At 60.8% G+C, this 26,824-nt stretch carries 28 protein-coding genes and 1 pseudogene; 21 read left to right on the forward strand and 8 right to left on the reverse strand.

The window, feature by feature from the left end; all coding sequences use genetic code 11:
• Positions 1–31 precede the first annotated feature (31 nt).
• Positions 32–1,885, reverse strand: coding sequence for a choice-of-anchor I family protein (locus QP915_RS05855; RefSeq protein ID WP_284768564.1), 1,854 nt, complete (start codon positions 1,883–1,885; stop codon positions 32–34).
• Positions 1,886–1,984: 99 nt separating this feature from the next.
• Here QP915_RS05855 and ilvA point away from each other — a divergent pair, with 99 nt between their 5' ends.
• Genes ilvA through QP915_RS05875 form a run of 4 tightly spaced genes read left to right on the forward strand, consistent with a single transcriptional unit; the run spans position 1,985 to position 4,523 of the window.
• A complete protein-coding gene (ilvA, locus tag QP915_RS05860) occupies positions 1,985–3,253 on the forward strand; it encodes a threonine ammonia-lyase IlvA (protein ID WP_284768565.1) in 1,269 nt (422 codons plus the stop codon).
• Positions 3,253–3,891 carry a YigZ family protein gene (locus QP915_RS05865; RefSeq protein WP_284768566.1) on the forward strand — a complete coding sequence of 213 codons (639 nt, stop codon included), beginning with the start codon at positions 3,253–3,255 and terminating at the stop codon, positions 3,889–3,891. Before ilvA ends, QP915_RS05865 begins: the two co-directional genes overlap by 1 nt.
• Before the next feature lie 2 nt (positions 3,892–3,893).
• Positions 3,894–4,133, forward strand: coding sequence for a hypothetical protein (locus QP915_RS05870; protein ID WP_049377606.1), 240 nt, complete (start codon positions 3,894–3,896; stop codon positions 4,131–4,133).
• The gene (locus QP915_RS05875; protein ID WP_023021235.1) at positions 4,134–4,523 is read left to right on the forward strand and encodes an RNA-binding S4 domain-containing protein; all 390 of its coding nucleotides are present in this window, start codon (positions 4,134–4,136) and stop codon (positions 4,521–4,523) included.
• 21 nt (positions 4,524–4,544) lie between these two features.
• Here QP915_RS05875 and QP915_RS05880 read toward each other — a convergent pair whose 3' ends face one another.
• From QP915_RS05880 to QP915_RS05900, 5 genes are all read right to left on the reverse strand, one after another.
• Positions 4,545–5,543: a GTP pyrophosphokinase gene (locus tag QP915_RS05880; protein WP_250409992.1), complete on the reverse strand. Its 999-nt coding sequence runs from the start codon at positions 5,541–5,543 to the stop codon at positions 4,545–4,547.
• Positions 5,544–5,553: 10 nt separating this feature from the next.
• A complete protein-coding gene (locus QP915_RS05885; protein ID WP_284768567.1) occupies positions 5,554–6,171 on the reverse strand; it encodes a hypothetical protein in 618 nt (205 codons plus the stop codon).
• Positions 6,172–6,251: 80 nt separating this feature from the next.
• Positions 6,252–7,583, reverse strand: coding sequence for an exonuclease domain-containing protein (locus QP915_RS05890; protein ID WP_284768568.1), 1,332 nt, complete (start codon positions 7,581–7,583; stop codon positions 6,252–6,254).
• Between the two features lie 13 nt (positions 7,584–7,596).
• A complete protein-coding gene (glgX, locus tag QP915_RS05895; protein WP_284768569.1) occupies positions 7,597–9,795 on the reverse strand; it encodes a glycogen debranching protein GlgX in 2,199 nt (732 codons plus the stop codon).
• Positions 9,796–9,816: 21 nt separating this feature from the next.
• The gene (locus tag QP915_RS05900) at positions 9,817–10,356 is read right to left on the reverse strand and encodes a TetR family transcriptional regulator (protein ID WP_284768570.1); all 540 of its coding nucleotides are present in this window, start codon (positions 10,354–10,356) and stop codon (positions 9,817–9,819) included.
• 164 nt (positions 10,357–10,520) lie between these two features.
• Between QP915_RS05900 and QP915_RS05905 the strand changes: the two genes are divergently transcribed.
• Complete coding sequence (locus QP915_RS05905) at positions 10,521–11,315, forward strand: hypothetical protein (protein ID WP_284768571.1); 795 nt, start codon at positions 10,521–10,523, stop codon at positions 11,313–11,315.
• A gap of 1 nt (position 11,316) precedes the next feature.
• Complete coding sequence (locus QP915_RS05910; protein WP_284768572.1) at positions 11,317–11,802, forward strand: hypothetical protein; 486 nt, start codon at positions 11,317–11,319, stop codon at positions 11,800–11,802.
• A 9-nt stretch (positions 11,803–11,811) separates the two neighbouring features.
• On the opposite strand, the gene QP915_RS05915 is transcribed toward QP915_RS05910, so the two are convergent.
• A complete protein-coding gene (locus QP915_RS05915) occupies positions 11,812–12,708 on the reverse strand; it encodes a type III secretion system chaperone family protein (protein ID WP_284768574.1) in 897 nt (298 codons plus the stop codon).
• A gap of 125 nt (positions 12,709–12,833) precedes the next feature.
• On the opposite strand from QP915_RS05915, the gene hisD reads away from it, so the two are divergent.
• The 15 genes from hisD to QP915_RS05990 all read left to right on the forward strand — a co-directional run bounded on the left by hisD (position 12,834) and on the right by QP915_RS05990 (position 25,987).
• Positions 12,834–14,144 (forward strand): histidinol dehydrogenase, encoded by a 1,311-nt coding sequence (hisD, locus tag QP915_RS05920; RefSeq protein ID WP_284768576.1) that lies wholly within the window; start codon positions 12,834–12,836, stop codon positions 14,142–14,144.
• Positions 14,145–15,275, forward strand: a complete 1,131-nt coding sequence (locus tag QP915_RS05925) for a histidinol-phosphate transaminase (protein WP_284768578.1) — start codon at positions 14,145–14,147, stop codon at positions 15,273–15,275.
• Positions 15,272–15,874 carry an imidazoleglycerol-phosphate dehydratase HisB gene (gene hisB / locus QP915_RS05930; protein ID WP_284765794.1) on the forward strand — a complete coding sequence of 201 codons (603 nt, stop codon included), beginning with the start codon at positions 15,272–15,274 and terminating at the stop codon, positions 15,872–15,874. Before QP915_RS05925 ends, hisB begins: the two co-directional genes overlap by 4 nt.
• Positions 15,875–15,879: 5 nt before the next feature.
• Positions 15,880–16,047, forward strand: a complete 168-nt coding sequence (locus tag QP915_RS05935) for a CG2302 family histidine operon protein (protein ID WP_284768579.1) — start codon at positions 15,880–15,882, stop codon at positions 16,045–16,047.
• On the forward strand, positions 16,044–17,294 hold the full coding sequence (locus QP915_RS05940; RefSeq protein ID WP_284768580.1) for an MFS transporter: 1,251 nt from the start codon (positions 16,044–16,046) through the stop codon (positions 17,292–17,294). Before QP915_RS05935 ends, QP915_RS05940 begins: the two co-directional genes overlap by 4 nt.
• Before the next feature lie 3 nt (positions 17,295–17,297).
• Positions 17,298–17,930: an imidazole glycerol phosphate synthase subunit HisH gene (hisH, locus tag QP915_RS05945; RefSeq protein WP_284768582.1), complete on the forward strand. Its 633-nt coding sequence runs from the start codon at positions 17,298–17,300 to the stop codon at positions 17,928–17,930.
• 14 nt (positions 17,931–17,944) lie between these two features.
• Positions 17,945–18,733, forward strand: a complete 789-nt coding sequence (gene priA / locus QP915_RS05950) for a bifunctional 1-(5-phosphoribosyl)-5-((5-phosphoribosylamino)methylideneamino)imidazole-4-carboxamide isomerase/phosphoribosylanthranilate isomerase PriA (RefSeq protein WP_284768584.1) — start codon at positions 17,945–17,947, stop codon at positions 18,731–18,733.
• A gap of 3 nt (positions 18,734–18,736) precedes the next feature.
• Positions 18,737–19,519, forward strand: a complete 783-nt coding sequence (locus QP915_RS05955) for an inositol monophosphatase family protein (RefSeq protein ID WP_284768586.1) — start codon at positions 18,737–18,739, stop codon at positions 19,517–19,519.
• Positions 19,520–19,549: 30 nt separating this feature from the next.
• A complete protein-coding gene (gene hisF, locus QP915_RS05960) occupies positions 19,550–20,320 on the forward strand; it encodes an imidazole glycerol phosphate synthase subunit HisF (RefSeq protein WP_284768587.1) in 771 nt (256 codons plus the stop codon).
• Entirely contained in the window at positions 20,317–20,679 is a 363-nt protein-coding gene (gene hisI / locus QP915_RS05965; RefSeq protein ID WP_284768588.1) for a phosphoribosyl-AMP cyclohydrolase, read from the forward strand. The genes hisF and hisI overlap by 4 nt, the downstream gene beginning before the upstream one ends.
• Positions 20,676–21,314, forward strand: a complete 639-nt coding sequence (locus QP915_RS05970; RefSeq protein WP_284768589.1) for a TIGR02234 family membrane protein — start codon at positions 20,676–20,678, stop codon at positions 21,312–21,314. Before hisI ends, QP915_RS05970 begins: the two co-directional genes overlap by 4 nt.
• An 84-nt stretch (positions 21,315–21,398) precedes the next feature.
• Positions 21,399–22,229 (forward strand): indole-3-glycerol phosphate synthase TrpC, encoded by an 831-nt coding sequence (locus QP915_RS05975; RefSeq protein ID WP_284768590.1) that lies wholly within the window; start codon positions 21,399–21,401, stop codon positions 22,227–22,229.
• A 45-nt stretch (positions 22,230–22,274) separates the two neighbouring features.
• Positions 22,275–23,228 (forward strand): prolipoprotein diacylglyceryl transferase, encoded by a 954-nt coding sequence (lgt, locus tag QP915_RS05980; RefSeq protein WP_284768592.1) that lies wholly within the window; start codon positions 22,275–22,277, stop codon positions 23,226–23,228.
• Positions 23,229–23,387: 159 nt separating this feature from the next.
• Positions 23,388–24,803 carry a pyruvate kinase gene (pyk, locus tag QP915_RS05985; RefSeq protein ID WP_239193234.1) on the forward strand — a complete coding sequence of 472 codons (1,416 nt, stop codon included), beginning with the start codon at positions 23,388–23,390 and terminating at the stop codon, positions 24,801–24,803.
• A 293-nt stretch (positions 24,804–25,096) separates the two neighbouring features.
• A complete protein-coding gene (locus QP915_RS05990; protein ID WP_005328806.1) occupies positions 25,097–25,987 on the forward strand; it encodes a cation diffusion facilitator family transporter in 891 nt (296 codons plus the stop codon).
• A 27-nt stretch (positions 25,988–26,014) separates the two neighbouring features.
• Here QP915_RS05990 and QP915_RS05995 read toward each other — a convergent pair.
• Positions 26,015–26,745 (reverse strand): annotated as a pseudogene (locus QP915_RS05995) (IS1634 family transposase); the annotation flags it as partial.
• Between the last annotated feature and the right edge of the window lie 79 nt (positions 26,746–26,824).

A 26,824-nucleotide genomic window follows, 5' to 3' on the forward strand; every position in this document is an offset into this window, starting at 1 on the left:
CAAATAATCTAGCAGGTAAATCCCGGAAGGTCTATGGCAAAAGCTTGCGCACCTGCGCCGGCAACAGCGCATAGAACTCGTCGACGGTCTTCGGCAGGAATCCCAGCGCCCCGCCAATCAGGGCGCCAAGACCTACCAAACCGGCCACGATGCCCACGCCGGCAGCGACGCTGCCGTTGCTGGTTCCAGTGGAACCCGCAGACGTGGAGGGGGAATCGGTGTCATCGGGGGCGTCGGCAAGCAGGTCCTTGACGGAGAACACGGTGGTGGTGCTGGATACCTCGTTGCCGGCGATGAGGAGCGCGTCATCGGTAGGGGAATCTGCAGCGGGAACGAAGGCCAGGCCCTCTGGTCCGAGATCGCCGGCCTGGGTGGTGGCAGCAACATCGTCCTCGTCGTAGCCAACGGAAAAATCGCGATTATTGACGTAGGTGACAAACTGTGCCTCGGCGGGGGTGGTTACGTCGTAGACAAAGATGCCGCCCACGCGCTCCGCGCCGATGAAGGCGTAGGTGCGATCGCCAACCTTGCCGATGGTCAAGGCTTCCGGCTCTGGTCCCTTGTTATCGGAGCGGTCATCGAAATCCGGATCCTCGTTATCGGCGTTGAAGTTAAGGCCGGGCATATCCTTGGTGATGTTCTCAAAGTCCGAGCCGGAGTCGAAGACGACGTTGCCCTCGGCGTCGTAGATGCTAAAGGAGCGCGAGCCATAGGAATACAGGCCGTCAAAACACTCCTTTTCTTCGTTCCAGCCAGAAGCGTTGGTGAGCTTGAGGTTGCCGGCAAACTTCTTATCCTCAATGCCCTCGGGGAGCTCGAGGCCGTCGCAGACCTTGCCGTCCTTTACTAGGTCCTTGAGCTCTACTTCGTCGGTATAGCCTCCCCACTCGCGAGCATCGCCTTCGTTGGCGGTGGCGAAATAGGTCTGGCCCTCTGCCTCGAAGGCACCGATGGAGTCCGGCATGGAAAGGCCCTTGACCGGGATGGTGCGCAGCTCCGCGGCGTCATCCTTGTTGGACGGATCCAGCGGTACCTGGGAGTGGTCTGCGATATGAGCGGGGAGGACCTTTTCTACGGTGGCGGACTCGATATCGATGATCGCGATGGCGTTGTTTTCCTGCAGCGTGGCATAGGCCTTGCCGCCCGCGGAGGAAATGTATTCCGTCTCGAAGTCCCGCGAGGGCAGGTTATGGTGCTCGGAGGGGCCGAAGACACGGATCGAAGGGTCGAGGTCGGCGGTATCAAAGGCGGTGAAGTCGGCCGTGTGGACGTCGCTAAGCGCGGGCGCCGCGACGCCCTCAGGCAAGCTGATGACGGAAATGGAGCCCTCTGGGTCCTTGAGGTAGGCGGTGCCCTCGGCGTTGAGTGCGTCGGAAGGCTCGCCTTCGTTGGCAACCAGTGCGTGGCGGCCGTCGGCAGTGAGGTGCACGTTGTCGGGCAGGGCGCCAACGCCTACGCGCCCAAGCTCCTCGCCGGTTTCGGCATTGAAGAACAGCGCCTCGCCGTTGTCGGTTTTGTCCGCCTGCTGTACCGCGGCGACGGCTAGGCCATCGGGGCGCACGGCCACGGAGTTGATTTCCTTGTCCCCGCCGGCGGAGAGGGCGCCGATCTTGCGCGGCTGGGTGGGATCGGAGGCGTCGAGGATATCGACCTCGCCGGAGCGCGCATTGACGGTGAGGATGCGCTGGGACGCAGCGTGGTAGGCGACGATTTCGGCGGCGGATTTGCCCAGGACGCCGGATTCATGGGAACCGATGGGGGTCAGCTGTAGTGCGGCGTTGGGGGCGGAGTGTTCCAGCACGTTATCCACGATGTAGGCGTGTGCGGTCGGGGCACAGGCGAGGACGAGCGAGGAGGTAACGCAGAGAGAGATGCGCTTGAGCATAAATTTTCCTTTCTTGTGGTTATGTCCACTATTGCTGATGGAGGTAACGGTGCAACTAAAGGACAGTGAATTTCCAGTGAATGGGTAGACTGTCAAGACATGACTGATTCGACCATCCATGCATCCGATATCCAGCAGGCGCAGGCGCGGATTAGCTCGGAAATCGCCCCGACTCCGCTGCAGTACTGCGCCCGGCTGTCGGCCGAGACGGGCTGCGAGGTCTATCTCAAGCGGGAGGATCTGCAGGACGTGCGTTCCTATAAGATTCGCGGCGCATTAAACGGTATGTCGAATGTTCCCCAGGAAGAGCGCGGCCGGGGAATTGTTACGGCGTCGGCCGGCAATCATGCGCAGGGCGTGGCCTATGCCTGCCGCACGATGGGCATTGCCGGCAAGATTTTCGTGCCGGAACCCACGCCGATGCAAAAGCGCGACCGCATCCTGGTCCACGGCGGCGACCAGGTGGAACTGGTGGTGGTCGGCGCCAACTTCGATGAGGCAGCAGCCGCCGCGCATGCCGACGCTGCCGAGCGCGACGCCACCTTCATCGAGCCCTTCGACGCCCGCGACACCATCACCGGACAAGGCACCGTCGCGGCGGAGGTTGTGGCACAGCTTTCAGCCAAGGGCAAGTCGCTCGATACCGTCGTCGTTCCTGTGGGAGGCGGCGGCCTGATTTCTGGCATCACCTCCTACGTGGCGGATATGGCGCCGCAGACCCGGGTGGTGGGTATGGAGCCGGAAGGGGCGGCGTCGCTAAGAGCGGCGTTTGACCACGGCGGCCCAGTCACGCTCGAGGAGGTCGACCCCTTCGTGGATGGCGCGGCCGTCAAGCGCCTTGGCGCACTGCCCTATGAGATCTTGGAAGCCAATCGCGAGCGCCTGATCTTCGACACCGTATCCGAGGGCGCGGTGTGCACGGACCTGCTCAACCTGTATCAAAATGAGGGCATCATTGCGGAACCAGCCGGCGCACTGTCGGTGGCGGGCTTGCACCAATTGGACCTGGAACCAGGCTCAACGGTGGTGTGCGTAATTTCCGGCGGCAATAACGATGTGCTGCGCTACGCCGAAATCATGGAACGCTCCCTGGTCCACCGCGGCCTGAAGCATTATTTCTTGGTGAATTTCCCGCAGGAGCCGGGCCAGTTGCGCCATTTCTTGCACGAGATTCTGGGCCCGACCGATGACATCACGCTTTTTGAGTACCTCAAACGCAATAACCGCGAGACGGGCGCCGCGCTGGTGGGCCTGCAGCTTAGCCGTGCCGAAGATCTCGAGGGCCTGCTAGAGCGCATGGGAGAATCCAAGATTTCGGTGCAGTACCTCAAGCCCGGCACCCCCGAGTATGAATTCCTCGTGGCCTAATGCAGGATTCTTATCGTCGCCCAGTAGGCCAGGTTGAACACGAAATTGAAATTAAGCGGTCCCGGTTTATTACCTTGATTGGTCGCGTCACTAATGAGGAAGAGGCCCGCGCGTTTATCGACGCCGCCCGCAGCCGCTTTCCCGACGCCCGCCACCACTGTTCCGCCTACGTCTATCACGTTGATGGTGCGAACCCGGTGGAGCGCTCTTCCGATGACGGCGAGCCCTCCGGTACGGCCGGAAAACCGATGCTGGATGTGGTGAAGGGCTCCGGCATGCTCGATGTGTGCGCGGTGATCGTGCGCTACTTCGGCGGCATCAAGCTGGGCGCCGGCGGGTTGGTGCATGCCTATGGCGGTGCGGTCAGCGAGGCCATGGAGAAGGTGCGCGCGGTAACCAGGGCGCGCCGGGAGCTTTATGCCGTGGAGTGCCCGCATGCGACGGCCGGGCGGGTAGAGGCGGACCTGCGCGGGCGCGGTTATGAGATAACCGATACCGCCTATGCGGCCGCGGTCACCTTTACCGTGGCCGTGCACCCAGGCGGGCTGGACGAGCTGGAAGCAACGCTGGCAGCGATCTCGCAGGGCCAGCTCGAGGCGGCAGAGGCCGGCAGCGCGTGGGTTGAGGTAGGATCCTGACCATGAGTATGCAGCAACGACCGAATAACCCCATTGCGCAGCGCAAGCAGCAGGTGCGCAAGCACTCCCGCAACGCCGTCGTATGCGTGGCCGGCGGCCTCGGTGTGGGCGTAGTGCTCGGCGTGCTTTCGGTTAACTTCTGGGCCTGGATGCTAATTGGTGCCATCGTTGCCGTTGCAGGTGGCGGCTATAACTGGCTGAAGATCCAGAAAATCGTCAACGAGAACCACAACCAGTACTAGATGCCGGCACCGCAACCTAGCGGCCGCCCCGTCAGGATCGATGCCTGGGTGTGGGCCGTTCGCATGTTTAAAACCCGGTCTGCGGCCGCGACCGCCGTGCGCGCCGGGCACGTAAAGATCAATGGCGAGGCCGTCAAGCCTTCCCAACAGGTGGTGCCGGGCGACCGCGTGCGCGTATGGCGCAACCACCACGAGCATGACCTCGAGGTTTTAGCGACCGTCGCCAAGCGGGTCGGCGCGCCCGTCGCGCGCACCTGCTATACGGACCATGCGCCACCGCCGCCGCCCAAGGAGTTTATGCCGTCGGTTCCCGTGCGCCCGCGCGGTGCTGGCCGGCCGACGAAGAAGGAACGCCGCGACATGGAGAAATTCCGCGGCGGTTTCCGGTAAGTTACCGAAATTACCGCGCGGCTAGTGGGCGGCGCGTAGCGCTTTCAAGCGCGCAGTAAGCCGCCGCTTGCGGCCCGGGCGGTCGCCGGATTCGGCGGTGGCCTCGATGTGCTGCTTGCCAAACTTGTTGAGCAGGAGGTCGTCGATAAGCCGCACCTGGCCGGGGCGGAAGCGGTAGCGCATGGCGTCGTGGACGTGAGCAATGGCGGTATCATCCAGCAGCTGCTCAAGCTGACCCAAGTGGCGAACGCCGTTTTGCTCCAAGAGCTCCGCCAAGAAGCGGTAGTGCTCCGAGCGCGAGAGCGGGAAGCGGTTGCCCAAGATGATGGCGAGCACGCCCGGCAGGGTCTCGGCGGTAAGCTCGACATCCTTGTCGGTTTCTGTATCGGGGGCCTTGAGCGCGGCGATTTCATCGAATTGCTGGTCGGCGAGTTCGATGAGGCCCGCGGCCAGGGTAAACAGGCGGTCAACTTCCGGCGAGGGCGGGTTCGGTCCCTGTTTATAGCGGATATCGTGCTCAAACTCCGCCCACGCGTGCTGCAGGACGGTGCGAATCTGCACCTCAAAGGTCCAGCCCACGTAGGCGGCGAGCTCTTCCATTGCAGCCGCGCTATCTTCGGTCACGGTAAGCACCAGGTGGTGGGAGCCGTAGCCAAAGCCACCAGAGATGCGAGTTTCGGCCGCCTTGTCTACGGAGCGTTCAACCTTAAAGGATTCACCAAAAACGCCTAGCGCTTCTGGAATAGCGGTGGAGTGATACAACGTCACACGCACGCCCATCACATCGTGGATCTCTTGCCAGGGCTGGGGATAGACAAAATCGCCGTTCTCGCGGCGCTTTTTGGCCTTCGCCTTCAGTGAGGGCCAGGTTTTGACGCGGGTAGAGACGCGGTCGAAGATGATGCCGGCGTCATTGAGGAGGTCCTCGATGGCGGTGCGGAAGTCCACCGCGGCGGTGGGGTGGCTGCGCGCCCAGTCGTGGTACTGGTTGCTCAGCCGCGACATCCTACTTTCCGGCATGGTGCTCCTTTCATAACTCCCGCGGGAATCCGTTAGACCATACTAGCGGGCGTGGGTGGAGCACGGTGCGATGGCGGGGCACGCGCGCGACGGCTTCGGCGGCCAGCTGGCGGGCATAGGTGTCCGGCAGGTGGGCAAAGGCAAAGAGCGTGGCGGAGTCCGGTACCAGGTAGGTCAGGGAGTGCGATCGCAGGAGGCGGCGCATGTGCTTGTCCAGCACGGTAAAGGTCTCTGGGTGGGCAACCCAGGAGGAAATCGGTGCGCCGTGGGAGCGGACCTGCAAGCCACCGAAACGGGCGGCGGAAGGAAGCTCGCAGGCGGCGGGGCGGGTCCAAAAGCGCAGCCCTTGCGAATCGAGTGCGGCGCGCTGCAGGTTATGGGAGGCGTGGTTCCATGCTCGGCGCGCGGAGATATCCATGTCCGCGAGGCCGCGGTGGCTGAGCCGGCGAAAGGTCTGCTTGCCAGGAAAGACCAGAGCCATGGACAGGCTGGGGGAGAGCTGGATGGTGGCGAGGGAGTCGCAGAAGCCGTCGTCAGAAAGCCGCTGGTCCTTCAGCCAGGAACGGGCAAAGAGCGCAGGCAGCAGGTTTGCGGTGGTGGGACGAGGCGGGCGCAGGGCGACGGTCACGGCGGTTTCTCCAGTGTGGCGGTAGGGTGCGGTCGCCTTTATTGGACTGGAGAAACCGCCGTTTGGTTCCCGGGGTGGGCCTAGAAGGGCGGCTCGGCGTCGAGTTGCAGCTCAGCAAAGAGCTTATCGGCCGGCCAGATGTCGATTTCTTGGCCCTTGGCCTGCAGCTCCTCCGCGCGCTTTTCCTTGGAGGTTTTCTTGGCCCATTCGCCCACGATGAGCAGGGTGGACTTTTTGGTGACGTTCTTTGCCACTTGGCCGCCACGCTCGGCGATGCCCTGCCACAGCACGCCCTTATCAAAGGGCTCGAAATCGCCGGTGAGGGTGACGTGCTGGCCGTAGAGTGCGCCTTCTGGGTCGGCGTCGGGGTTGGGCTCTGGGATTGTGTCCGGGGTGGCGACGGACTGCCACGGGGCGGGCCCGCGGGACTTCTTCTGTGCGGAGCCGGCCGCTCGGGTCTGGTTGCGGAAGTCGGTCCCAGCGCCGAGATCCGCGGCGGAGGTGGGGGCGGTGTGGGCACGTAGGACAGGCAGGATGTCCTCGGAATCGAGGCGGCCTAAGGTGAATTCGCGTGCGGTGAATAGGTCGCGGATGCTGCCGGTGTGCCCGAAGCGCTCGGCCAAGCGGGCGATGATTTCGCCGGCCGCACGGGCATCCTCGGTGGCGTCATGGTGGCTGAAGTCCGGCGCAGACAGGTGGGCGGCGACGGTGGGCAGTTTATGGTTGCGTACCGAAATGACCTTGGCCTTGGAGGCATCGCGGGACAGCGCGAGGGAGCAGGCCAGCGGCACGGTGGGCACCTCGGCGCCAGCAGTAAGCAGGCCGGAGCGCAGTGCGGTGGAATCAAACTGGGCGTTGTGCGCGACAAGCACGTCGCCGCCGAGGAAATCGAAGAGCTCCTTGGCGACGTCGGCAAATGCCGGCGCCCCTTCCACATCGTCCGCGGTTATGCCGTGGATGGAGACGTTGATATCCGCGAAGTGCTCGAGGCCTGGTGGAGGGGTGCACAGCCAGGACCGGGAGGCGGTCTCCTGGCCATCGCGGAAGCGCACCGCGCCTATTTGGCAGATAGAACCCCAGTTGTCGTTGGCCGTTTCCACGTCCACGGCAGTGAAATCAAGGCCGGGGATGGTGGCGGCGGAAGAGGGTGCTTCGCCGCGCTGTGCGGCGGAAATGGCGCGGGCGACGGCCTGCGGGTCTTGGTGCGGGGCGAAGGCGATAGTGCCGGCGGCGCCCAAGTCCAGGGCGCCGAAGCCGGTGGGGGTCGGTTCACTCACGTGCACGGTGTCGATGGACTCAAGCGGGATATCTTCAGTGGCGGGGGCACCGAGGCTGGTAGCCAGCAGGGTGCGGTGGAGCACGAGTTTATCCGCTGTGACATCGATGAGTGCGCCGTGCGCGGGAAATGACACGAGGGGCCTTTCTCTAGGAATCGAAAACGGGCGGTTCAACCTGACGCAAGATCAGCGTTGAACGCGGCTGCACCGTGATCGTACCCTCTGCCTCAATAAGGGTTTCCTCCGCGGGGTAACCGCCGGAATCGGCGGTATCGACCATCAGCCGCCACGTAGCGCCGAGATCCTTGGTGGGCAGGGTGAACTCGATTTCGCCGTCGTGGGAGTTAAAAATCATGATGAAGGAATCATCGGTGATGCGCTCGCCGCGGGAGGTGGTTTCCGTGATGGCATTGCCATTGAGGTAGACCATAAGGGCGCGGCCGAAGTCGTGGTCCCAGTCGTCCTGGGTCATCAGGCGGCCCGAAGGAACCAGCCAGGCGATATCGCGTTCCTTCACATCCGCGCCGAGCGGGCCGCCGGCGAGGAAGCGCTTGCGGCGGAAGACGGGGTGGTGGTTGCGGATGGCCAGGACGCGCTTGGTAAAGCCCAGCATCGCGGCGGATTTTTCCTCCTCCAGCATGGACCAGTCCATCCATGACAGCTCGTTGTCCTGGCAATAGACGTTGTTATTGCCGTTTTGCGTGCGGCCAAATTCATCGCCATGCGAGAACATGGGAGTGCCTTGGGAAAGCAGGAGAGTGGTCAGGAAGTTGCGGGTCTGGCGGCGGCGCAGCTTGCGGATATCGTCGTTATCGGTGGGGCCTTCCTCGCCACAGTTCCAGGAGCGGTTGAAGGATTCGCCGTCGCGGTTGTCCTCGCCATTGGCCTCGTTGTGCTTGTCGTTATAGGAAACAAGGTCGCGCAGGGTAAAGCCATCGTGGGCGGTGATGAAGTTGATGGAGGCGGTGGGGCGGCGGTCATTATCGGCATAGAGATCCGAAGAGCCGGTCAGGCGGGAGGCGAATTCACCCAGGGTGGCGGGCTCGCCGCGCCAGAAGTCGCGCACGGTATCGCGGTACTTGCCATTCCATTCGCTCCAAATGGGCGGGAAGTTGCCCACTTGGTAGCCATCGTGGCCGATGTCCCAGGGTTCGGCGATGAGCTTGACCTGGCTGACAATGGGGTCTTGCTGGACTAGGTCGAAGAAGGTGGCGAGCTTGTCGACGTCGTCAAGCTCCCGCGCCAAGGTCGCCGCCAGGTCGAAGCGGAAGCCATCGACGCGCATCTCCGTAACCCAGTAGCGCAGTGAGTCCATAATCAGCTGCAGCGAGTGCGGGTGGCGGACATTGAGGGAATTGCCGGTTCCGGTGTAATCCATGTAATGGGCCTCATCGCCCTCGACGAGGCGATAGTAGGCGCCATTATCGATGCCGCGGAAAGCAATGGTCGGGCCCATGTGGTTGCCCTCGGCGGTGTGGTTATAAACCACGTCGAGGATGACCTCGATGCCGGCCTCGTGGAAGGCGCGGACCATGGTCTTGAACTCGGAGACCACCTCGCCTGGCTTCTTAGCAAAGGCATAGTCATGGTGTGGGGCGAAAAAGCCGAAGGTGTTATAGCCCCAGTAGTTACGCAGGCCTAGGTTGCGCAGGCGATCGTCCTGCAGGAATTGGTGGACGGGCATGAGCTCAACGGTGGTAACGCCAAGCTCTTTGAAGTAGTTAATGACGGCCGGGTGTGCCATGCCCGCGTAGGTACCGCGGAGCTCTTCCGGCACGTCGGGGTGGGTCATGGTCATGCCCTTAACGTGGGTTTCGTAGATGACCTTTTCGTTATCGGGAATATGGGGGCGGTGGTCACTGCGCCAGTCAAAGAAGGGGTTAATCACCACAGACAACATGGTGTGGCCCAGCGAGTCTTCTTCGTTGCGGCCGGTGCCGGGTTCCTCGGCGTGGATGTCATAGGAGTAGAGGGAGGCATCGCCGTCGAATTCGCCGTCGAAGGCGCGGGCATAAGGATCGACAAGGAGCTTGGAAGGGTCGCAGCGCAGGCCGTTTTCTGGTTCATAGGGGCCATAGACGCGGTAGCCGTAGCGCTGGCCAGGGGTGACATTGGGGAGGTAAATATGCCACACATGGGCGGTGACCTCCGACATTTCGATGCGGTCTTCGTTGCCTTCCTTATCAATGAGGCAGAGCTCGACCTTGTCCGCTACTTCCGAAAAAAGGGCGAAGTTGGTGCCGGATCCATCAAAGGTGGATCCCAGTGGGGTGGGTTTGCCGGGCCAGATTTGGCGGCCGTAGCGCTCGGTGGGCGTGGGGACTGCGTCCATGGCGGGAGTGTTCATGCCCACGAGCATAACCACTTTCTAGGCGCCGGCGCCGTGCGTAAGTCCAGCGTTAATAATGCGTACGCCGCGTATAAGGTCTGCGCGATAATCTGTGACCGGAGACTCACCGGTGGTTTCTGCAAGCTGGCGTTGGGACTGTTCCATTAAGGTGGCGCCGAGCACGAGGTGAATGGCGGAGAGCGCGGCGGCGCGGTGGGCGCTGTCGGCAGCAAGGGTGCTGCGCGTGGCGGCAGCGGTGAAGGCCGTCAAGAGGCGGTCCCAGGCAGGGGCCTGCGGGAGGGAGAGGCCGGCAATGACTACCTCGGCGCCGTCGCGGCGGGCGAGCAGCAAATCACGGAGGTTGAGGCTGATCTCTTCGAGAGACTCCCCAGAAACGGGGGAGATAATCTCCTCTGCTAGGGCTGCAATGAGCGCTTGCTTATTGGCAATGTGCCAGTAGAGTGCGCCGGGGGCAACGCCGAGGGAGGAAGCAACGCGGCGCATGGTGACGTCCCCAAGCCCATAGGAATCAAGCAGGGAAAGCGCGGCGCCGATAATACTCTCGCGATTTATGTGCACCTTGGCAATTGTACGGACTTGGCCGGGCGGGACGGTAGTTCACAGGTTCTTTTAACGGAGTCTCAATGTCATTTCCATCGTCGGGTTGTTAGTATTGCGAAGACAAATAAGAGGCCGCTCTTGGGGTGGCTTCACATTCGCAAGATTGATTCAGGAGCTTTCCCTTGTCCTTTTTGACCCCTGCAAAGAAGTCCCTCATCGCAGTTGCGCTGGTCACCCCGCTGGCTTTGGCTGCGTGTGGTTCGGATGACAATGACGACTCCAAGAAGGCTTCCGCCACCACGGCATCCAAGTCTTCTGAGGATAAGTCTGCAGATAAGTCCGAGGACAAGGACGCCGATAAGTCCAAGGACAAGGACAAGGACAAGGATAAAGAAAAGGATCAGAATAAGGACGGCGAAAAGAAGGACGCCGCTGCAGGTGCAAAAGGCCAGGAGGGCGAGGACGGCGCTGGCGAGGGGCCAGATCAGCTGGCTAACCCGCTGAACAATGGTGAGGATCCTTTTGCTGGCGCGAAGGACATCAAGCCGATTGAAGGTGGCCAGAACGCTAATGATGCCGATAAGCAGGCCATCGAGCAGCTGGTTCGCGGCCAGCACGAGATCGATAATGTGAAGGAATACTTCAACTACATGCCGCAGCACGCCTGCCAGGCAGTCCGCGATGAGCAGTCCCAGGAGTTTGGCCAGTACCAGCAGTACGTCGATAGCCTGCCGAACCAGTCCTTTGCCGAGTACGCCAACACCATGCGCCAGCAGGGCGGTGGCAACGCCGAGGTAGAGAAGTTCGCTAGCCAGTTGGAGTCCATCCCGCAGTCGACCAAGCTGCAGTCCGTCAACGACGTTGTGGTCAATGGCGACGATGCTTCTGCAACCGTTAGCGTGTCCAACTCTGAGGGCACCGAGACCTCCACGGTCCGCTTCCGCCGCGAGAATGGCAACTGGACCTTCTGTAACTAAGTTGTCTCTGTTTAATCATCGTTTACCCCGCACCCTAGGTTTCGGTGCGGGGTTACTCGCGTGCGCGCTCTTGGTCTATGGCGTGGCCGGTGCGTTGTGGGGGTTTTTCCGCCCGACGCTTACCGGCCATGAGGTAGACGATGGTGGCTATGCCATCGATGCGATGGGAAGCGCCCAGTTCATCGCCTTTATTACCTTTGCCCTCATTACCGGCCTGCTTGGTTTGTTCTTGGGATTGGGCGCGTACCTGCGCCGGCAAGGGCGGGGCTTGTCGATGCTCCTGTGGGTCGGCGTGTGTGCCCTGGCTGGGGCAGCGTCCTTTTATGTCTTTGGCGGGGTCACCGCCACGCATCCGCCTGAAAACCCAGGGGAAGTCGTAGAGTTCGCCCCGAATTTTTCCCCAGCCATCTCGTGGGCGGTGGCCCCCTTTATGGCGATGTTTGCCTATTGGTCCACGGCTTTTGTCAGCGCCGATGAAGATTGGTGATGTGCGCGTCTAGGGCCATTCGACGGGGGAGGCACCGGTTACTTCGTGTGCGATGTCATCGATGCCGTGCAGGATGTGCTTGAGCCCGCGGCCGATGGCGCTAAAAAGTTGCGGGCGGGTAAGGCCCGCGGCGGTAATGGTGGCGGCATCCATCCGCACTTGCAGGCCCTCGGCGGTGTGGTGGCAAAATGCTACGGCGCCGTGGTGGGCGCGATTCCAGTCATTGCAAATGAGGAAGAGCCGGGTAAATTCCGCCTCGTCCAGGCTGGGGTCCCAATGCCCTTTGATAATGAGGCTGGGCCCGTTGTCCAGTGCGAAGGCGAAAAGAACGTCATTGACCCACGCGTAGATCGCCGTGGCGCCGTCGCTTTGGAAGCGCTGGATGCCAATAAGCGGCAGGATCTCGGCCAAGCTATCGAGGGTGAAGGGTTCCAAGGGGGCGTCGGCAAGCGGGGCAAGCTCCGGTGAGGCTTCGCGCACGAGGCCGGGATGGGATTGAGCGAGCAGATCCATGAGGACCTCCGCATTGCGCAGCGCTGGTAGGAGGAATGCCGCGAGCTGTTCGCGGCTGGGGGAGATATCGGCCGGCAGATAGCTATGGCCAGACACGCTCACGCAGTCAGGCTGGTCATAATCAACCACGACGGCCGGAGAGAGACAATCGTGGTTCCACTCGTTGGCTAGGTGTGCGAGCTCGGAGATCTCGCTGAGATCGACGCCGCCGCCGGGGCTGGTGTGCAGGTGGAGCACCGGTTCTTCCAGCTGGTCTATAAAGATGAAGGTGGAGCCGCCTGCCGCATGCGGAACGAGAAGCTCGCCAGTAGGTAGCGCCCAGCAGGACACGTCATTATCGCGGGCAATGGTGCGGGCATGCGAAAGCAGAAGAGAGGGGTCAATTTCGCTCATCGCTGCCACCACCTTAAAGCTGTGTTGACATCGAGTCTATAGCCCAAACCGGCCCCCTCGCTGGCGTTTGACCATTAGGATATTGGTTTAATAACAGAAATCCGATAGGCAGAAGAGGATACGGAATGCTTCGCACCATCGATTTGCGTGGCCACGAGCTGCGCCCCGCCCAGCTGCGGCGAGTTTTGCCGCGCGGTGGCACCGACGTCGCCGCCGTGGTGGACAAGGTGGCGCCGCTGGTTCATCGAGTACGTCAAGAGGGCGCTGCCGCGGCCTTGGATTATGGCGAACAATTCGATGGCGTGCGCCCAGCCCATCTGCGGGTGCCCCAAGTGGAGTTGGAGAAGGCCGCTTCCGGCCTAGACCCGCAGGTGCGCCGAGCGATTGAGGCCTCCATCGAGAGGGTCCGCAAGGTTCACGCCGAGCAGAAACCGGCCGCGCACACCACTGAGCTGGCGCCAGGTGCCACGGTGACCGAGGTCTTTCGCCCCATCGAGCGCGTTGGGCTATACGTGCCGGGAGGCAAGGCGGTCTATCCGTCCTCGGTAATCATGAACGCCGTGCCAGCGCAGGCGGCCGGCGCGGAAAGCCTGGTGGTAGCCTCGCCGCCACAAAAAGAGTGCGGTGGCCTGCCTCACCCCACGGTGTTGGCCGTGTGCCAGATGCTGGGCGTGGATGAGGTCTGGGCGGTAGGAGGCGGCCAGGCCATCGCGCTGATGGCCTACGGCGATGATGAGGCCGAACTAGCCCCTGTGGACATGATTACCGGCCCTGGAAATATCTTCGTCACCGCGGCCAAACGGCTGGTGCGCGGCGTGGTGGGCACGGATGCCGAGGCTGGGCCGACCGAAATCGCCATTATCGCTGATGACACCGCGAATCCGGTGTATGTGGCCTATGACCTTATCTCCCAGGCCGAGCATGATCCGATGGCCGCGAGCGTGCTCATTACGGCATCGCCAAGCCTGGCTCAGCGTGTGAAGGCGGAGGTAGAGGCGCGCTACGGCGCCACCGCTAATGCGCAACGGGCAGCCGAAGCTCTAGGCGGCGAGCAATCCGGAATTGTGTTGGTCGATTCCCTGGATGCAGCGGTGGCGGTGGCCAATGCCTATGCCGCCGAGCACCTGGAGATCCACACCGCAGAGCCCGGCGCGGTGGCCGAGCGGATTAAGCACGCCGGTGCCATCTTTGTAGGGGACTTTGCTCCAGTGCCGCTCGGAGATTACGCGGCCGGCTCCAATCACGTATTGCCCACCTCCGGTACGGCGCGCTTTTCTGCCGGCCTTTCTACCCATACCTTTATGCGGCCGGTCAACCTCATTGAATATGACCGAGCTGCGCTGGAAGAGATTGCCCCGCACGTAATCGCTTTTGCGGAGGCCGAGGGGCTGCCTGCCCACGGTGAGGCTATCCGCGCCCGATTCGAGGAGAATTAAATGACGCACTTGAATGATCTTCCTCTGCGCGAGGAGCTGCGCGGCAAGTCTGCCTATGGGGCGCCGCAGCTCCACGTGGCCTACCAGCTCAATACCAACGAAAATCCTTATCCTCCCTCGCAGGCGCTGGTGGATGACTTGGTGGCGGAGACCCGGCGCCTTGCCACCACGCTCAACCGCTATCCGGAGCGCGATGCGGTGGAGCTGCGCCAGGCCTTGGCGGACTACGTTTCTGAACAAACCGGGGTGCGCGTGGGCTATGCGCAGGTGTGGGCGGCGAATGGCTCGAATGAGATTTTGCAGCAGCTGTTGCAGGCATTCGGCGGTCCAGGCCGCAGCGTGCTCGGTTTCAACCCGTCTTATTCCATGCACCCTATCCTCGCGGATGGGACCCATACGCAGTTTGTGGAGTGCCCGCGCGATGAGAATTTCCGCATCGATATGGACCGGGCGCTGGCAGCCGTGGCGCAGCACCAGCCGGATATCATCTTTGTGACTACGCCGAATAACCCCACTGGCGGGGTGACCAGCGTGGACGATATTGCCGCGCTTGCCGACGCCGCCCCGGGCATCCTCATCGTCGATGAAGCTTATGGCGAATTTTGCTCCTCGCCTTCTGCGGTGACGCTGCTGGATAAATACCCCACGAAGCTGGTGGTCTCGCGCACCATGTCTAAGGCTTTCGATTTTGCCGGCGGCCGTCTCGGATACTTTGTGGCGGACCCGGCCTTTGTGGAGGCCGTGATGTTGGTGCGCTTGCCGTACCACCTGTCCGTGCTTTCCCAAGCAGCTGCGACGGTGGCGCTGCGCCATAGCGCGGATACGCTCGCCACCGTGGAAAAGATTGCCACCGAACGCGAGCGGGTGGCCGCTCGCTTGCACGAACTGGGCTATACCGTCCTGCCTAGCGAATCTAATTTTCTCTTCTTCGGCCGCTTTGCTGACCAACACCGCGTGTGGCAACAGTTCTTGGATAAGGAAGTGCTCATTCGCGATGTTGGCATCGCAGGCCACCTGCGCATGACGGTGGGGCTGCCAGAAGAAAATTCGGCCTTTTTGGCCGTAGCTGAGGACCTTGCGGATACAGTAGTGGCGGATTCCCCGCTCGCAGGAGAAAGGAGCGAAGCATGAGCAACCGAGTAGGACGCGCCCACCGGGCAACGTCGGAATCGCAGATTTCTGTGGACATTGACCTCGATGGCACGGGACGCAGCGATATTTCCACCGGACTGCCTTTTTTCGATCACATGCTCACGGCCTTCGCTACTCATGGCAGCTTGGATCTCACCGTGCAGGCTGAGGGCGATGTGGAGGTAGATGCCCACCACACTGTGGAAGATACCGCCATCGTGCTCGGCACCGCGCTGCGTGAGGCGGTGGGGGATAAGGCCGGCATTCGCCGCTTTGGCTCCCAGCTTTTGCCCATGGACGAGGCCTTGGTGGAAGCGGTGGTGGATTTTTCTGGGCGTGCCTATTTCGTGATGAACGGCGAACCGGAGCACCTGCAGTGGCAGATCATCGGTGGGCATTACGCCACGGTGATCAATCGCCACTTTTTTGAAACGCTCGCCACCCACGCTGCGGTAACGCTCCACCTCAACGTGCGCTATGGGCGCGATCCGCATCACATTACGGAGGCGGAGTATAAGGCCGTAGCGCGTGCGCTGCGCGGTGCGGTGGAATTAGACCCACGCCAAACTGGAATTCCATCGACGAAGGGAGCACTCTAGAACGCATGCACTTTATGATCTTGGTCCTCTTCCTCGTAGCCGGCATGTTGGTAGGAGGCGCATGGTCTGCCTACCAACAGGGGTCGAAGGCGATGACAGTCGTAGCCTCACTTCTGGCCGCAATCACTGTGGTAGCAGCAATCTCGTGGATGGCAGGAGCGTTTGGTAAATGAGCACAACCCAAGAAACCAATATCTGGAAGATCCCGGGCTACACCGCCACCATGGTGGCCATTGCCGCGGCCTTCGGCGCTTGGTCCATCCTCCTTCCCGTAGTGCCGCTAGCTGTCATTGACTCCGGCGGTTCAGCTACCTTGGCGGGATCATCCACGGGCATCTTCATGGCCTTTACCGTGCTGACCCAGATCATTTCCCCGTGGCTCTTGCGCCGGTGGGGCTACCGCCGCGTGATGGCGCTTTCTGCCTTTACCTTGGGTGTACCTGCCTTCGGCCACCTCTTGGGCACCGATGCTTGGGTTGTCCTGCTCTTTTCCGCTCTGCGCGGCGTGGGCTTTGGTGCGCTGACCGTTTCTGAGTCCGCGCTCATTGCGGAACTAGCGCCCGTACGCCTGCTGGGCAAGGCTACCGGCATGATTGGTGTCTTTACTGGCCTGGGCCAGATGGTCTTTTTGCCCTTGGGATTGATCATGGCGGAAAAGCTGGGTTATGCCTCGACGTATATCACCGCCGGCATCATTGGTTTCGTGGGTTTTGGCATGTGTTTGCGCATTCCCAAGATCAAGGTCACGCTCGCCTCCGATACCGAAGAGGAGCCGAACCTTATCCGCGTTCCTACGTGGAAGCTGGTGCTCGTCCCTGCGTTGGCGCTGACGACGTTTTCTATGAGCTATGGCGCCGTATCATCCTTCCTGCCGCCGGCGGTGCAAGAACTTGATGCCGAGCGCGGCGCCAGCTTGGCCGGCATCATGTTATCCATCGTGGGCGGCGCCGCCATGATTTTCCGCTACTTTGCCGGCATGGTGGCAGACCGCGTGGGCACTCCTGGCCGGCTCTACATCCCCAGCCAGGTAATGGCCATCGTGGGTGTGCTTGCCATTGCCGTTCCTCTTTATCTCGACGGCTCAGTATGGTGGCTCGTGTTGGGCGCCTTCCTCTTCGGCGGTGCCTTTGGTATTGCGCAAAATGAGGCCTTGCTGTCGATGTTTGATCGCCTGCCGCGTGAACGAGTTTCGGAGGCTTCGGCCATCTGGAATATCTTCTATGACGGCGGCACCGGTTTGGGCTCGACCCTTTTGGGCGCCTTGGTCGCCGGCTACGGCTATGCGGGGGCGTTTGGGGCCGGCGTGGCCATCCTCGTTGCTGGTTTGCTTATGACGGCGGCAGACTTCGTACTCGGGCGCACCCGGGTGAGCGAAACCAACGATATCCGGACGCGTCTGCGCCGTATGCGTAAGGTATAGCCCATGGCAAAGACGGTCGCATTATTGGATTATGGCGCGGGCAACGTGCGCTCGGCACAGCGCGCACTAGAGCGAGTGGGCGCGGACGTCACCGTTACCGCGGACCCCAAGGAAGCGGTGGAAGCGGACGGTCTGCTTGTCCCCGGCGTGGGTGCCTTTGCTGCCTGCATGCGCGGGCTGCGGGCGGTGCAAGGACCACGGGTCATCGGTCAGCGCTTGGCAGGGGAGCGTCCGGTGTTGGGCATTTGCGTAGGCATGCAGGTGCTTTTCGACGCCGGAGTAGAACACAACATCAACTCCACCGGTTGCGGCGAGTGGCCCGGTACCGTCGAAAAGCTGCACTCTACGGTGTTGCCGCATATGGGGTGGAATACCGTAGAGGTACCCGTCGGCAGCGATATGTTTGCTGGAGTGACCGAAGACGAGCGCTTTTATTTTGTGCATTCCTATGGCGTTCGCCGTTGGGAATTGGAAACGGAAATTACCCGCCCGCCGCTGGTGAGCTGGGCCGAGCACACAGGAGATAGGTTTGTCGCGGCGGTAGAAAACGGTGCGCTGTGGGCGACCCAATTCCACCCTGAAAAATCCGGGGACGCCGGTGCACAGCTTTTGGAAAACTGGATGCGCACGCTCTAGGTAGGATGATGGATATGACTTTTACGCTTTTGCCCGCAGTCGATGTATCTCAAGGCCAAGCCGTGCGCTTGGATAAAGGCGAAGCAGGCACCGAAACCTCGTATGGTTCCCCGCGTGATGCCGCGCAAAAGTGGCAGTCCCAAGGCGCGAACTGGCTGCACTTTGTGGATTTGGATGCGGCATTTGGTCGGGGCTCCAACCACGAAGAAATGGCCATGATTACCCGCGAGCTGGGTGTAAATGTGGAGCTTAGCGGAGGAATCCGGGATGATGCCGCGGTAGAGCGCGCGCTGGCTACCGGTGCGCAGCGCATTAGTATCGGCACGGCTGCTCTAGAGCAGCCGGAATGGATCGAGGACATCCTCGCGCGCTACGGAGATAAGGTCGCCGTGGACCTTGCCGTGCGCGAAGATGGCGGCGAATGGCGTACCGCCGGCAATGGCTGGGTCTCCGATGGCGGCGATCTGTGGGAGGTACTCGAGCGCCTCGATGCCGCCGGATGTCAGCGCTTTGTGGTGACAGACGTATCTAAAGACGGCACGCTCACCGGACCTAATATTGAGCTCCTGCGCGAGGTAGCGATGGCGACGGAAGCAAAGATCACCGCCTCTGGTGGCATTTCTAGTGTGGAAGACCTGCGCGAGCTGGCGCTTTATGCAAATGAGGGCATCGATTCCGCCATTATTGGCAAGGCCCTGTACGAAGGGAATTTCACCCTCGACGAAGCACTCGCTGCGGTGGCCGTGGTAGAGCCGCTGCCGGCGGAAGAAACCATTGACCCTTTCGACCCTGAGGACAACTAAGTCATGATGGAACCCCGCGAGTTGGTGGCCTTCGCGGAGGCGGCCGTAGACCAAGTAGAACCCATTTTTCGCTCCGGCCTCGGAGCTGCGCCCGCCCGTTTTAAGGGGCAGGGAGATTTTGCCACCGAGGTAGATCTCGTCATCGAGCAACAGCTGCGCGATATTTTGACCCAGATGACTGGCATCCCGGTCTATGGAGAAGAATCAGGCGGCAGCGTGCTCGATACCGTGTGGGTGGTAGATCCGATCGATGGCACCGCAAACTACTCTGCCGGAAACCCCATGGCCGGCATCCTGGTGGCGCTCATTCATGAGGGTACGCCCGTTGCCGCGGTATCTGACTTCCCGCTTCTGGGGCGCCGTCTGGTCACCTGCGATGGCTCCCCGATGCGCTCAGTAGGTGGGCCTGCCACTGGTTTTGGTGGAGGGGATGAAGCAATGGGTTTTGATGAAGCACGCGGTCACGTGGGCTGCTCTTCCCACTTGCCCACCGACATTTTCCACGAGCTGCGCGAGACCGGACTGCGCCCGCGGATGACCGGTTCTGTGGGGCTTGATAATGCCTTCGTCGCGCAGGGTGTGTTCGATGGTGCGATTAACTTCTCTCCGCACCCATGGGATAACGCCGCGGGAGCACTGCAGATTCAGGCAGCTGGTGGCGTTGTCACCGATCCGGAAGGAAATCCGTGGACCGCGCAGTCGCGCGGCATGGTGGCAGGTACCCCGCAGGTTCATGCCACCATCGTGGATATCTTGTCTCGTCACACCGGTTCATTTCACCGCTAAGACTAAACACCCGAAAAGGAGGCGGCCGCCATGGCTGTAGCCGTACGCGTGATCCCCTGCCTAGACGTGGACCAAGGCCGCGTGGTCAAGGGCATCAACTTTGACAACCTGCGCGATGCCGGCGACCCAGTGGAGCTGGCCGCGCGTTATGACGCCCTAGGAGCCGATGAACTTACCTTTTTAGACGTCTCCGCGTCCAAACAAGGCCGCTCCACCATGCTCGAGGTCGTGCGTCGCACCGCAGACCAGGTATTTATTCCATTGACGGTGGGCGGCGGAGTTCGCAGCGTTGATGACGTCCGAGAATTACTGCGCGCCGGGGCGGATAAGGTCTCAGTAAACACCGCGGCCATTAAGAATCCGGAACTGCTGCGCGACATGGCTGAGATTTTCGGAGCCCAATGCATCGTGCTGTCTGTTGATGCCCGCCGGTGCCGCGAAGAGTATGCGCCATCCGGCTTTGAGGTCACCACGCACGGTGGTACGGAATCGGCTGGGATCGACGCCATCGGATGGGCACGCCGCGGCGAAGAACTCGGCGTAGGGGAGATCCTCCTCAACTCAATGGATGGCGATGGCACAAAGGAAGGATTTGACCTTGAATTGCTGCGCGCCGTGCGCGCAGCGGTGACCATTCCCGTTATCGCCTCTGGCGGCGCGGGAAACGCCGCAGATTTTCCACCGGCCGTTGCGGCCGGCGCCGATGCCGTCTTGGCAGCAAGCATTTTTCACTTCGGTGAGGTAGAAATCAGCGACGTGAAAGACGCCCTTGATGCTGCGGGCTACGAGGTACGCCGATGAGTACCCCGGGCAACTATGAACTTGACGGGGACATCGCCAAGCAGCTCAAGCGCAATGACCAAGGCTTGGTGCCGGCCATTGCCCAAGCTGAGTCTGGTGAGGTGCTGATGATGGCCTGGATGGATGACCACGCTTTGGCCCATACCCTCGCTACCCGCAGGGCAACGTATTTTTCGCGCTCGCGCAATGAATATTGGGTCAAGGGAGAAACTTCTGGAAATACCCAAGAGGTGCTGGGCGTTCGCCTTGACTGCGATGGAGATACTATTCTGCTGACCGTGCGGCAGCGCGGCGGCGCCTGCCATACCGGTGACCGCACGTGCTTTGACGCCACCGATCTCCTAGGAGGGCAACCGTGAAGGCTAGACGCCTTGGACCACTACTTATCGCTGTAGGAGCCATCGTAGTGTGGCTGTCCTCCCGTGCTACGTGGGTGGTAGCCGCCAGCGAGGACGACAAGGCCGGCTCCGCAGCCAATGACATCATCGGCTCGGCCTGGTCGCTGGAGATCATGGCCCTGACCCTAGTTCTAGTAGCCGGTGCCGTCGCGGGGATGGCGCTGCGGCGCGTCGGTAGGCGAGTGGTGGGCGTAGTGTGCGCCCTCGCGGCCGCGGTCAGTGCATGGACCCCGGTGAGCCTGCTGACTGCGGGCGCGGACGCCGAGCGCGCGCAGAAAATCCTGCAGGGGGCCTCAGCCAATGAAAACGCCGTTGACTCTGCCCAGATCTCTGACTGGGCCACAGTCGTTTCCACCGAGGTGCATTCCCTGGGGCCAATCCTGGCCCTAGTAGGTGCGGCAACAGCCCTCTTCGGTGCAGTCATGCTTGCACGCAATCCGGGCGTAGATAAGGCGAAGGCATCTAGCAAATACGAAACCCCAGCGGCACGGCAGGCAAAGTTGGAGGAGGATTTGGAAACCTCTTCCGACTCTGGACGCGTGATGTGGGACGCACTTGATAGTGATATCGATCCCACCGATATGGACAAAAAATAGCCCCGTTTCCTGTGTAATTTCCGGAACGGCATGCTAGCGGGTTAACCTAAGTGTGATTTTAATCGCCCGTGGAGGGAGGTGCTGATGCCTACGCCCATTGCCGTTGACCACCTTGTTGCAGGAGTCTTGGAGGACGTTGCTGCGCGGGAAGCCCGTGTGTCCTTTAAAGAGGTAAAGGCGCGCTCGCGGGACATGGAACCTCCCCGGGATGCCCGCGCCGCGTTGCTTCGCACAGGTTGCTCGGTCATCACGGAGCTCAAGCGCGCCGTACCCTACGGCGGTGAAATCGCTCATGTTGGCTCTGCGGAACAGATGGCGGAATGGGCCCGCACCTTTGAACGCTGCGGCGTACATCTCATGGCATGCCAGACTGATTTCCGCCGCTTCCACGGTTCTTTAGAAGACATGGCAGCCGCTCGTGCTGCGATTGATATTCCCATGATGTCGCGCGATCTCATCGTGGACCCTTATCAAATTCATGAAGCCAGGTGCTTTGGGGCCGATGCTATTCCGCTGCAGGTAGAGCTCTTAGAGCAAGCTCGCCTGGAGGCGCTTTTAGACCGCGTGGAATCGCTCGGTATGACCGCCATTGTCGAGGTACGCAACTGCGCCGAGGTCGACCGCGCAATCAAAGCAGGAAGTAGCGTCATCGCCATCAATGCGTGGTCGTTGGCTTCGGATGCCATTAACCGCGAGGCGTTTAACGATATCGCCCCAGGCCTGCCAGAATCCATCCTGCGCATCGCAGTAGGCGGGGTAAACAACGCGCGCAACCTGTTTCACTATGCTTCACGCGGCGCCGATGCAGTGTTGGTGGGCGAATCAGTCATGGCTGCCCAGGATCCGACGGCGCTGGCGCGCTCTTTGGTGGCTGCCGGGCAGCATCCAGCGTGCCCCGCGCGCAAGATAGATTAAGGCCCCAACTAGCTGGTGGGGTGGGGGATAAGGCACACTGGCTACGTGCACACAGAAATTCTTGCAAATATTCCGTCTCCGCCGCAGGGCGTGTGGCAGTTGGGACCCATTCCCATTCGTGCCTATGCCCTGTGCATCATCGTAGGAATTATCGTCGCCCTGCGAATGACCTTACGCCGCTACACCGCACGCGGCGGTAACCCAGACACAGTATGGGATGCCGCCATCGTGGTCATCCCAGCCGGCATCATTGGCGGACGGCTCTACCACGTCATTACCGATAACCAGAAGTACTTCTGCGATAGCTGCAATCCCGCTGACGCGCTGAAGATTACCAATGGCGGCCTGGGCATTTGGGGAGCCGTAGCCTTGGGCGCACTAGCTTTGTGGGTGCTTTTCAAAGTGAAGAAGGTGCCGCTCGGCCCCTTTGCTGACGCGGTGGCACCAGGCCTCGTCCTCGCACAAGCGATTGGACGCCTAGGTAACTGGTTTAACCAAGAGCTCTATGGGCGCCCGACCGACGTTCCGTGGGCCTTAGATATTTACTACCGCGTCAATGAAAATGGCGGCTATGCTCCCGTTTCCGGACACTCCACGGGTGAGGTCATGACCTCGGTACACCCGACTTTCCTGTATGAACTCGTGTGGAATGTCCTGGTCTGCCTTTTCCTCTTGTGGGCTCACAAGGCCTGGAAGTTGGGGCACGGGCGCGTCTTTGCCCTCTATGTCATGGGCTATACATTGGGGCGCTTCTTTATTGAAGGGATCCGTTCCGATGAAGCAACCCATATCTTTGGGGTGCGCGTAAATATCATCGTCTCCCTTGTGATTTTTATCATCGCCGCGATTGTCTTCTTTGTGCTTGATAGGCACCGGCAGGGCCCAGAGTCCCCCGAAGAGGTGGATCCTAAATATTGGGCGGAGCGCCGGGATGCTGATGAGCACAGTGATGAGCACGCGGTATCTAATGGACAGCAACCGGGTTCTTTATCGACGTAAACACCGCCCAAATATGTCCGGTTGGTTTTGGTTGTGTGGGAAACGGTGCATTTTGGGGTGCCCGCTCGGAAAATGAAACCGAGAAATTGTGGCCCCAATCCTTTCGAAGGAGTAGGTTGGGGAGTGTTCAATTTCCCCCGACGGAATAGGCCAATAATGCTGGATAGAAGAACGAAGATTGTTTGTACTCTCGGCCCTGCCGTTGCTAGCGAGGACGGCATCTTGCGCCTCGTACAGGACGGCATGGACGTTGCCCGCCTGAATATGTCTCACGGCGAGCATGCAGACCACGAGGCGAATTACAACTGGGTGCGCCAGGCCACCGATAAGACCGGCCGCGCCGTAGGTATCTTGGCGGACCTCCAGGGCCCTAAGATTCGCCTTGGCCGCTTTATCAACGGCGAGGAGCAATGGGATAACGGCCAGATCGTCCGCATTACCGTGGACGATATCGAAGGCACCCATGACCGCGTCTCCACCACCTACAAGGGCCTGGCCAAAGATGCTAAGCCAGGTGACCGCCTGCTGATCGACGACGGCAAGGTTGCCGTTGTTTGTAAGGAAGTCGACGGCAACGACGTCGTCTGTGAGGTCACCGAAGGTGGCCCGGTTTCCAATAACAAGGGCGTTTCCCTCCCTGGTATGGATATCTCCGTGCCGGCTTTGTCGGAAAAGGATATCGCTGACCTGCGCTTCGCTTTGAATCTCGGCGTTGACCTCGTGGCACTGTCCTTCGTCCGCTCCCCAGCAGATGTGGATAAGGTCCACGAGATTATGGACGAAGAGGGTCGCCGCGTTCCGGTCATTGCCAAGCTGGAAAAGCCTGAGGCAGTAGACGCGCTCGAGTCCATCGTGCTGGCATTCGATGCCATCATGATTGCCCGTGGCGACCTCGGTGTTGAGGTGCCGCTGGAGCGCGTCCCGCTGTTCCAGAAGCGCGCTATTCAGATTGCTCGCGAGAACGCTAAGCCGGTCATCGTGGCTACCCAGATGCTGGATTCCATGATTTCCAACCTGCGCCCGACTCGTGCAGAGGCTTCCGACGTGGCCAACGCCGTTCTCGATGGTGCCGACGCCGTCATGCTCTCTGGTGAGACTTCAGTGGGCATTGACCCGCAGAACGTCGTGCGCACCATGTCCAAGATTGTGGCTAATGCTGAAGATGGCGGCAAGGTTCCACCGCTGTCCCACGTTCCGCGCACCAAGCGTGGTGTGGTGTCCTATTCCGCCCGCGATATTGCCGAGCGCCTCAATGCAAAGGCCATCGTAGCCTTTACTACCTCCGGTGATACCGCTAAGCGAGTGGCTCGCCTGCACTCCCACCTGCCACTGTTGGCATTTACTCCGGACCCAGCGGTTCGTTCCCAGCTGGCTCTCACGTGGGGTGCTGAGACCTTCTTGAGCCCGCACGTTAAGTCCACCGATGACATGATGGAAGCCATCGATGACGCATTGCTGGAGATGGACAGGTACGAGGAAGGCGACATGATTGTCGTCATTGCTGGTACTCCTCCAGGAATTGCTGGCAACACCAACATGATTCAGTGTCACTTGTTGGGTGAAACCAAGAAGTAGATTTTTGGCACGAGCGCCGCGACCCACCCTTTAACACGTTCCACGGGTCGCGGCGCTTTTCTATATACATTTATACAAATATAGATTTATATTTACCTCGTGTACACTCAGCGGTTGCTTTCCTGACATGCGGCTGCAGTACTTTTTGGTTGTTCATGTTTCAGCTTCTCTACACATTCAAAGGACAACTGCACAATGACCTAAATCAGGCCGACTTGGCCTCAGTGGCTGCGCTTACCGTCATTCATTTTCATTTAATTGTCAATAAGCGTCGACGGGGATAGGCTGAGTGCATGGCACACGAGCACCACGACCACGATCACTCCAGCACGCCGCTGCGCGCACTCTTGATTGCGCTAGGCATTACCGGCACCGTCTTCTTCGCGGAGCTGATCGGCGGCTGGTTGGCGGGTTCGATGGCGCTGATGGCGGATGCGATGCACATGCTTTCCGACGCTGCGGGGTTGATCATCGCGGTGTTAGCGGTGTTGGTTGGGCGCCGACAAGCATCGGCTCAGGCCACGTACGGCTACCGACGAGTGGAGGTGCTTGCTGCACTGGCGAACGCAGTGATGGTGCTGGCGATCTCGGTGTGGATTGTCGTCGAGGCGGTGCGCCGCCTGCAGAGCCCAGCCGAAGTGCAGGGAAAAACGATGCTGATCATCGCGGTGATCGGCCTGGTGGCGAATGCGCTATCGGCGTGGGTTCTGCACCGGCACCGCAAATCCTCGATCAACGTGGAGGGCGCGTTCTTGCACGTGTTAGTGGATATGCTCGGCTCGGTCGCAGTAATCGTGGCCGGCATCGTGGTACTGACCACGGGGTTTGTGGCGGCGGACGTGATCGCCTCCCTAGCGATCGCGGCGATGGTGCTGCCGCGCGCCTGGCAGCTCATGCGGCTTTCGGCGAGCGTGCTGCTCGAGCAAGTCCCGGCGGACTTCGACGCCAGTGCGATCGAGCCCGCGCTGCGGCAGGTCGAGGGCGTTGCTGACATCCACGACCTGCACCTGTGGAGCCTGGACGGCGTGAACGTGCTCACGACCGTGCATATCGTGCGCGACGGCACCGTCGGCACCGGCCCGCTGTTGGATGCCGCCCAGCAGGCCCTGCGCGAACACGGTATCGAGCACTCCACCATCCAGATCGAGCACCCGGAGCACGAATCCCACGAGACGGTGTGCTGATTCCCATCTAACCTGACTTAGGCCAATTTAGTGCGGAAGTTCGCGGCCGGTGATTGCTTGAATGGTGGCGGTGAGGTCGGGCGGGCAGTGGTACGGCGGCGTGAATGGTTTCGCCGCCCACGAGGAATTGAAAGCTGCGGTATTTCTTGAGTGTTCTCACGAGGCGTTTGATGAAGTGACCACTGCGGGTCTCCATCAGGTGGGCCACGGCTAGTGCTGCCATCACAATATTGAGATGTGCTGTGATCGAGTTTTGTTCCTCGCATAGATTGGGCGTGCTTTCAGGTCTGATTTCGACATCCGATACGACATTTTCAATGTGGAATAGCCTGCGGTAATGCCCGATAACCTCCTGGGCGGGAAGAGCGGTCAGGTCGGTTTCATAGCCTTTAATTCCGGCTAGGGTTCGGTGTTTGGCAGCAAGAGCGTAGTTGACCTTCTTGTTCGGGGTGGAAAGATAGAAATAGCGGTTGCGCTTAATGGCGATTTCGCCGTCAACAGCGCGTTTGGCTTTTGCGACTTGCTCTTTGATTCCGCGCAGGCTGCGTCTGGCCCGATCATAGGAGTACTGGAAGTGGGTCATCGTATTCGGGGTTGGGTGTTTGCGCCCATCGCTTGCCGAGGCTTGTGTCCAGATCTGGCCGTGGGCGTAGGCTTCACCAGGGATTTCCCGCCGCCAGGTTTCAATCACCTCAGGCACGGTGGGGTTTCACCGACAAAATGTAGTGCAGACCTGCATCTATCAATGCTTGCTTGTTCGGAGGGTGATGCTCCTATGTTGTGTCAAGCTGATTTGAGAAGTTCTTCATAAGCCAACCTCAACTCCGGCAAAGGGCG

This window comes from Corynebacterium sp. MSK158 (assembly GCF_030229085.1).
GTDB lineage: Bacteria > Actinomycetota > Actinomycetes > Mycobacteriales > Mycobacteriaceae > Corynebacterium.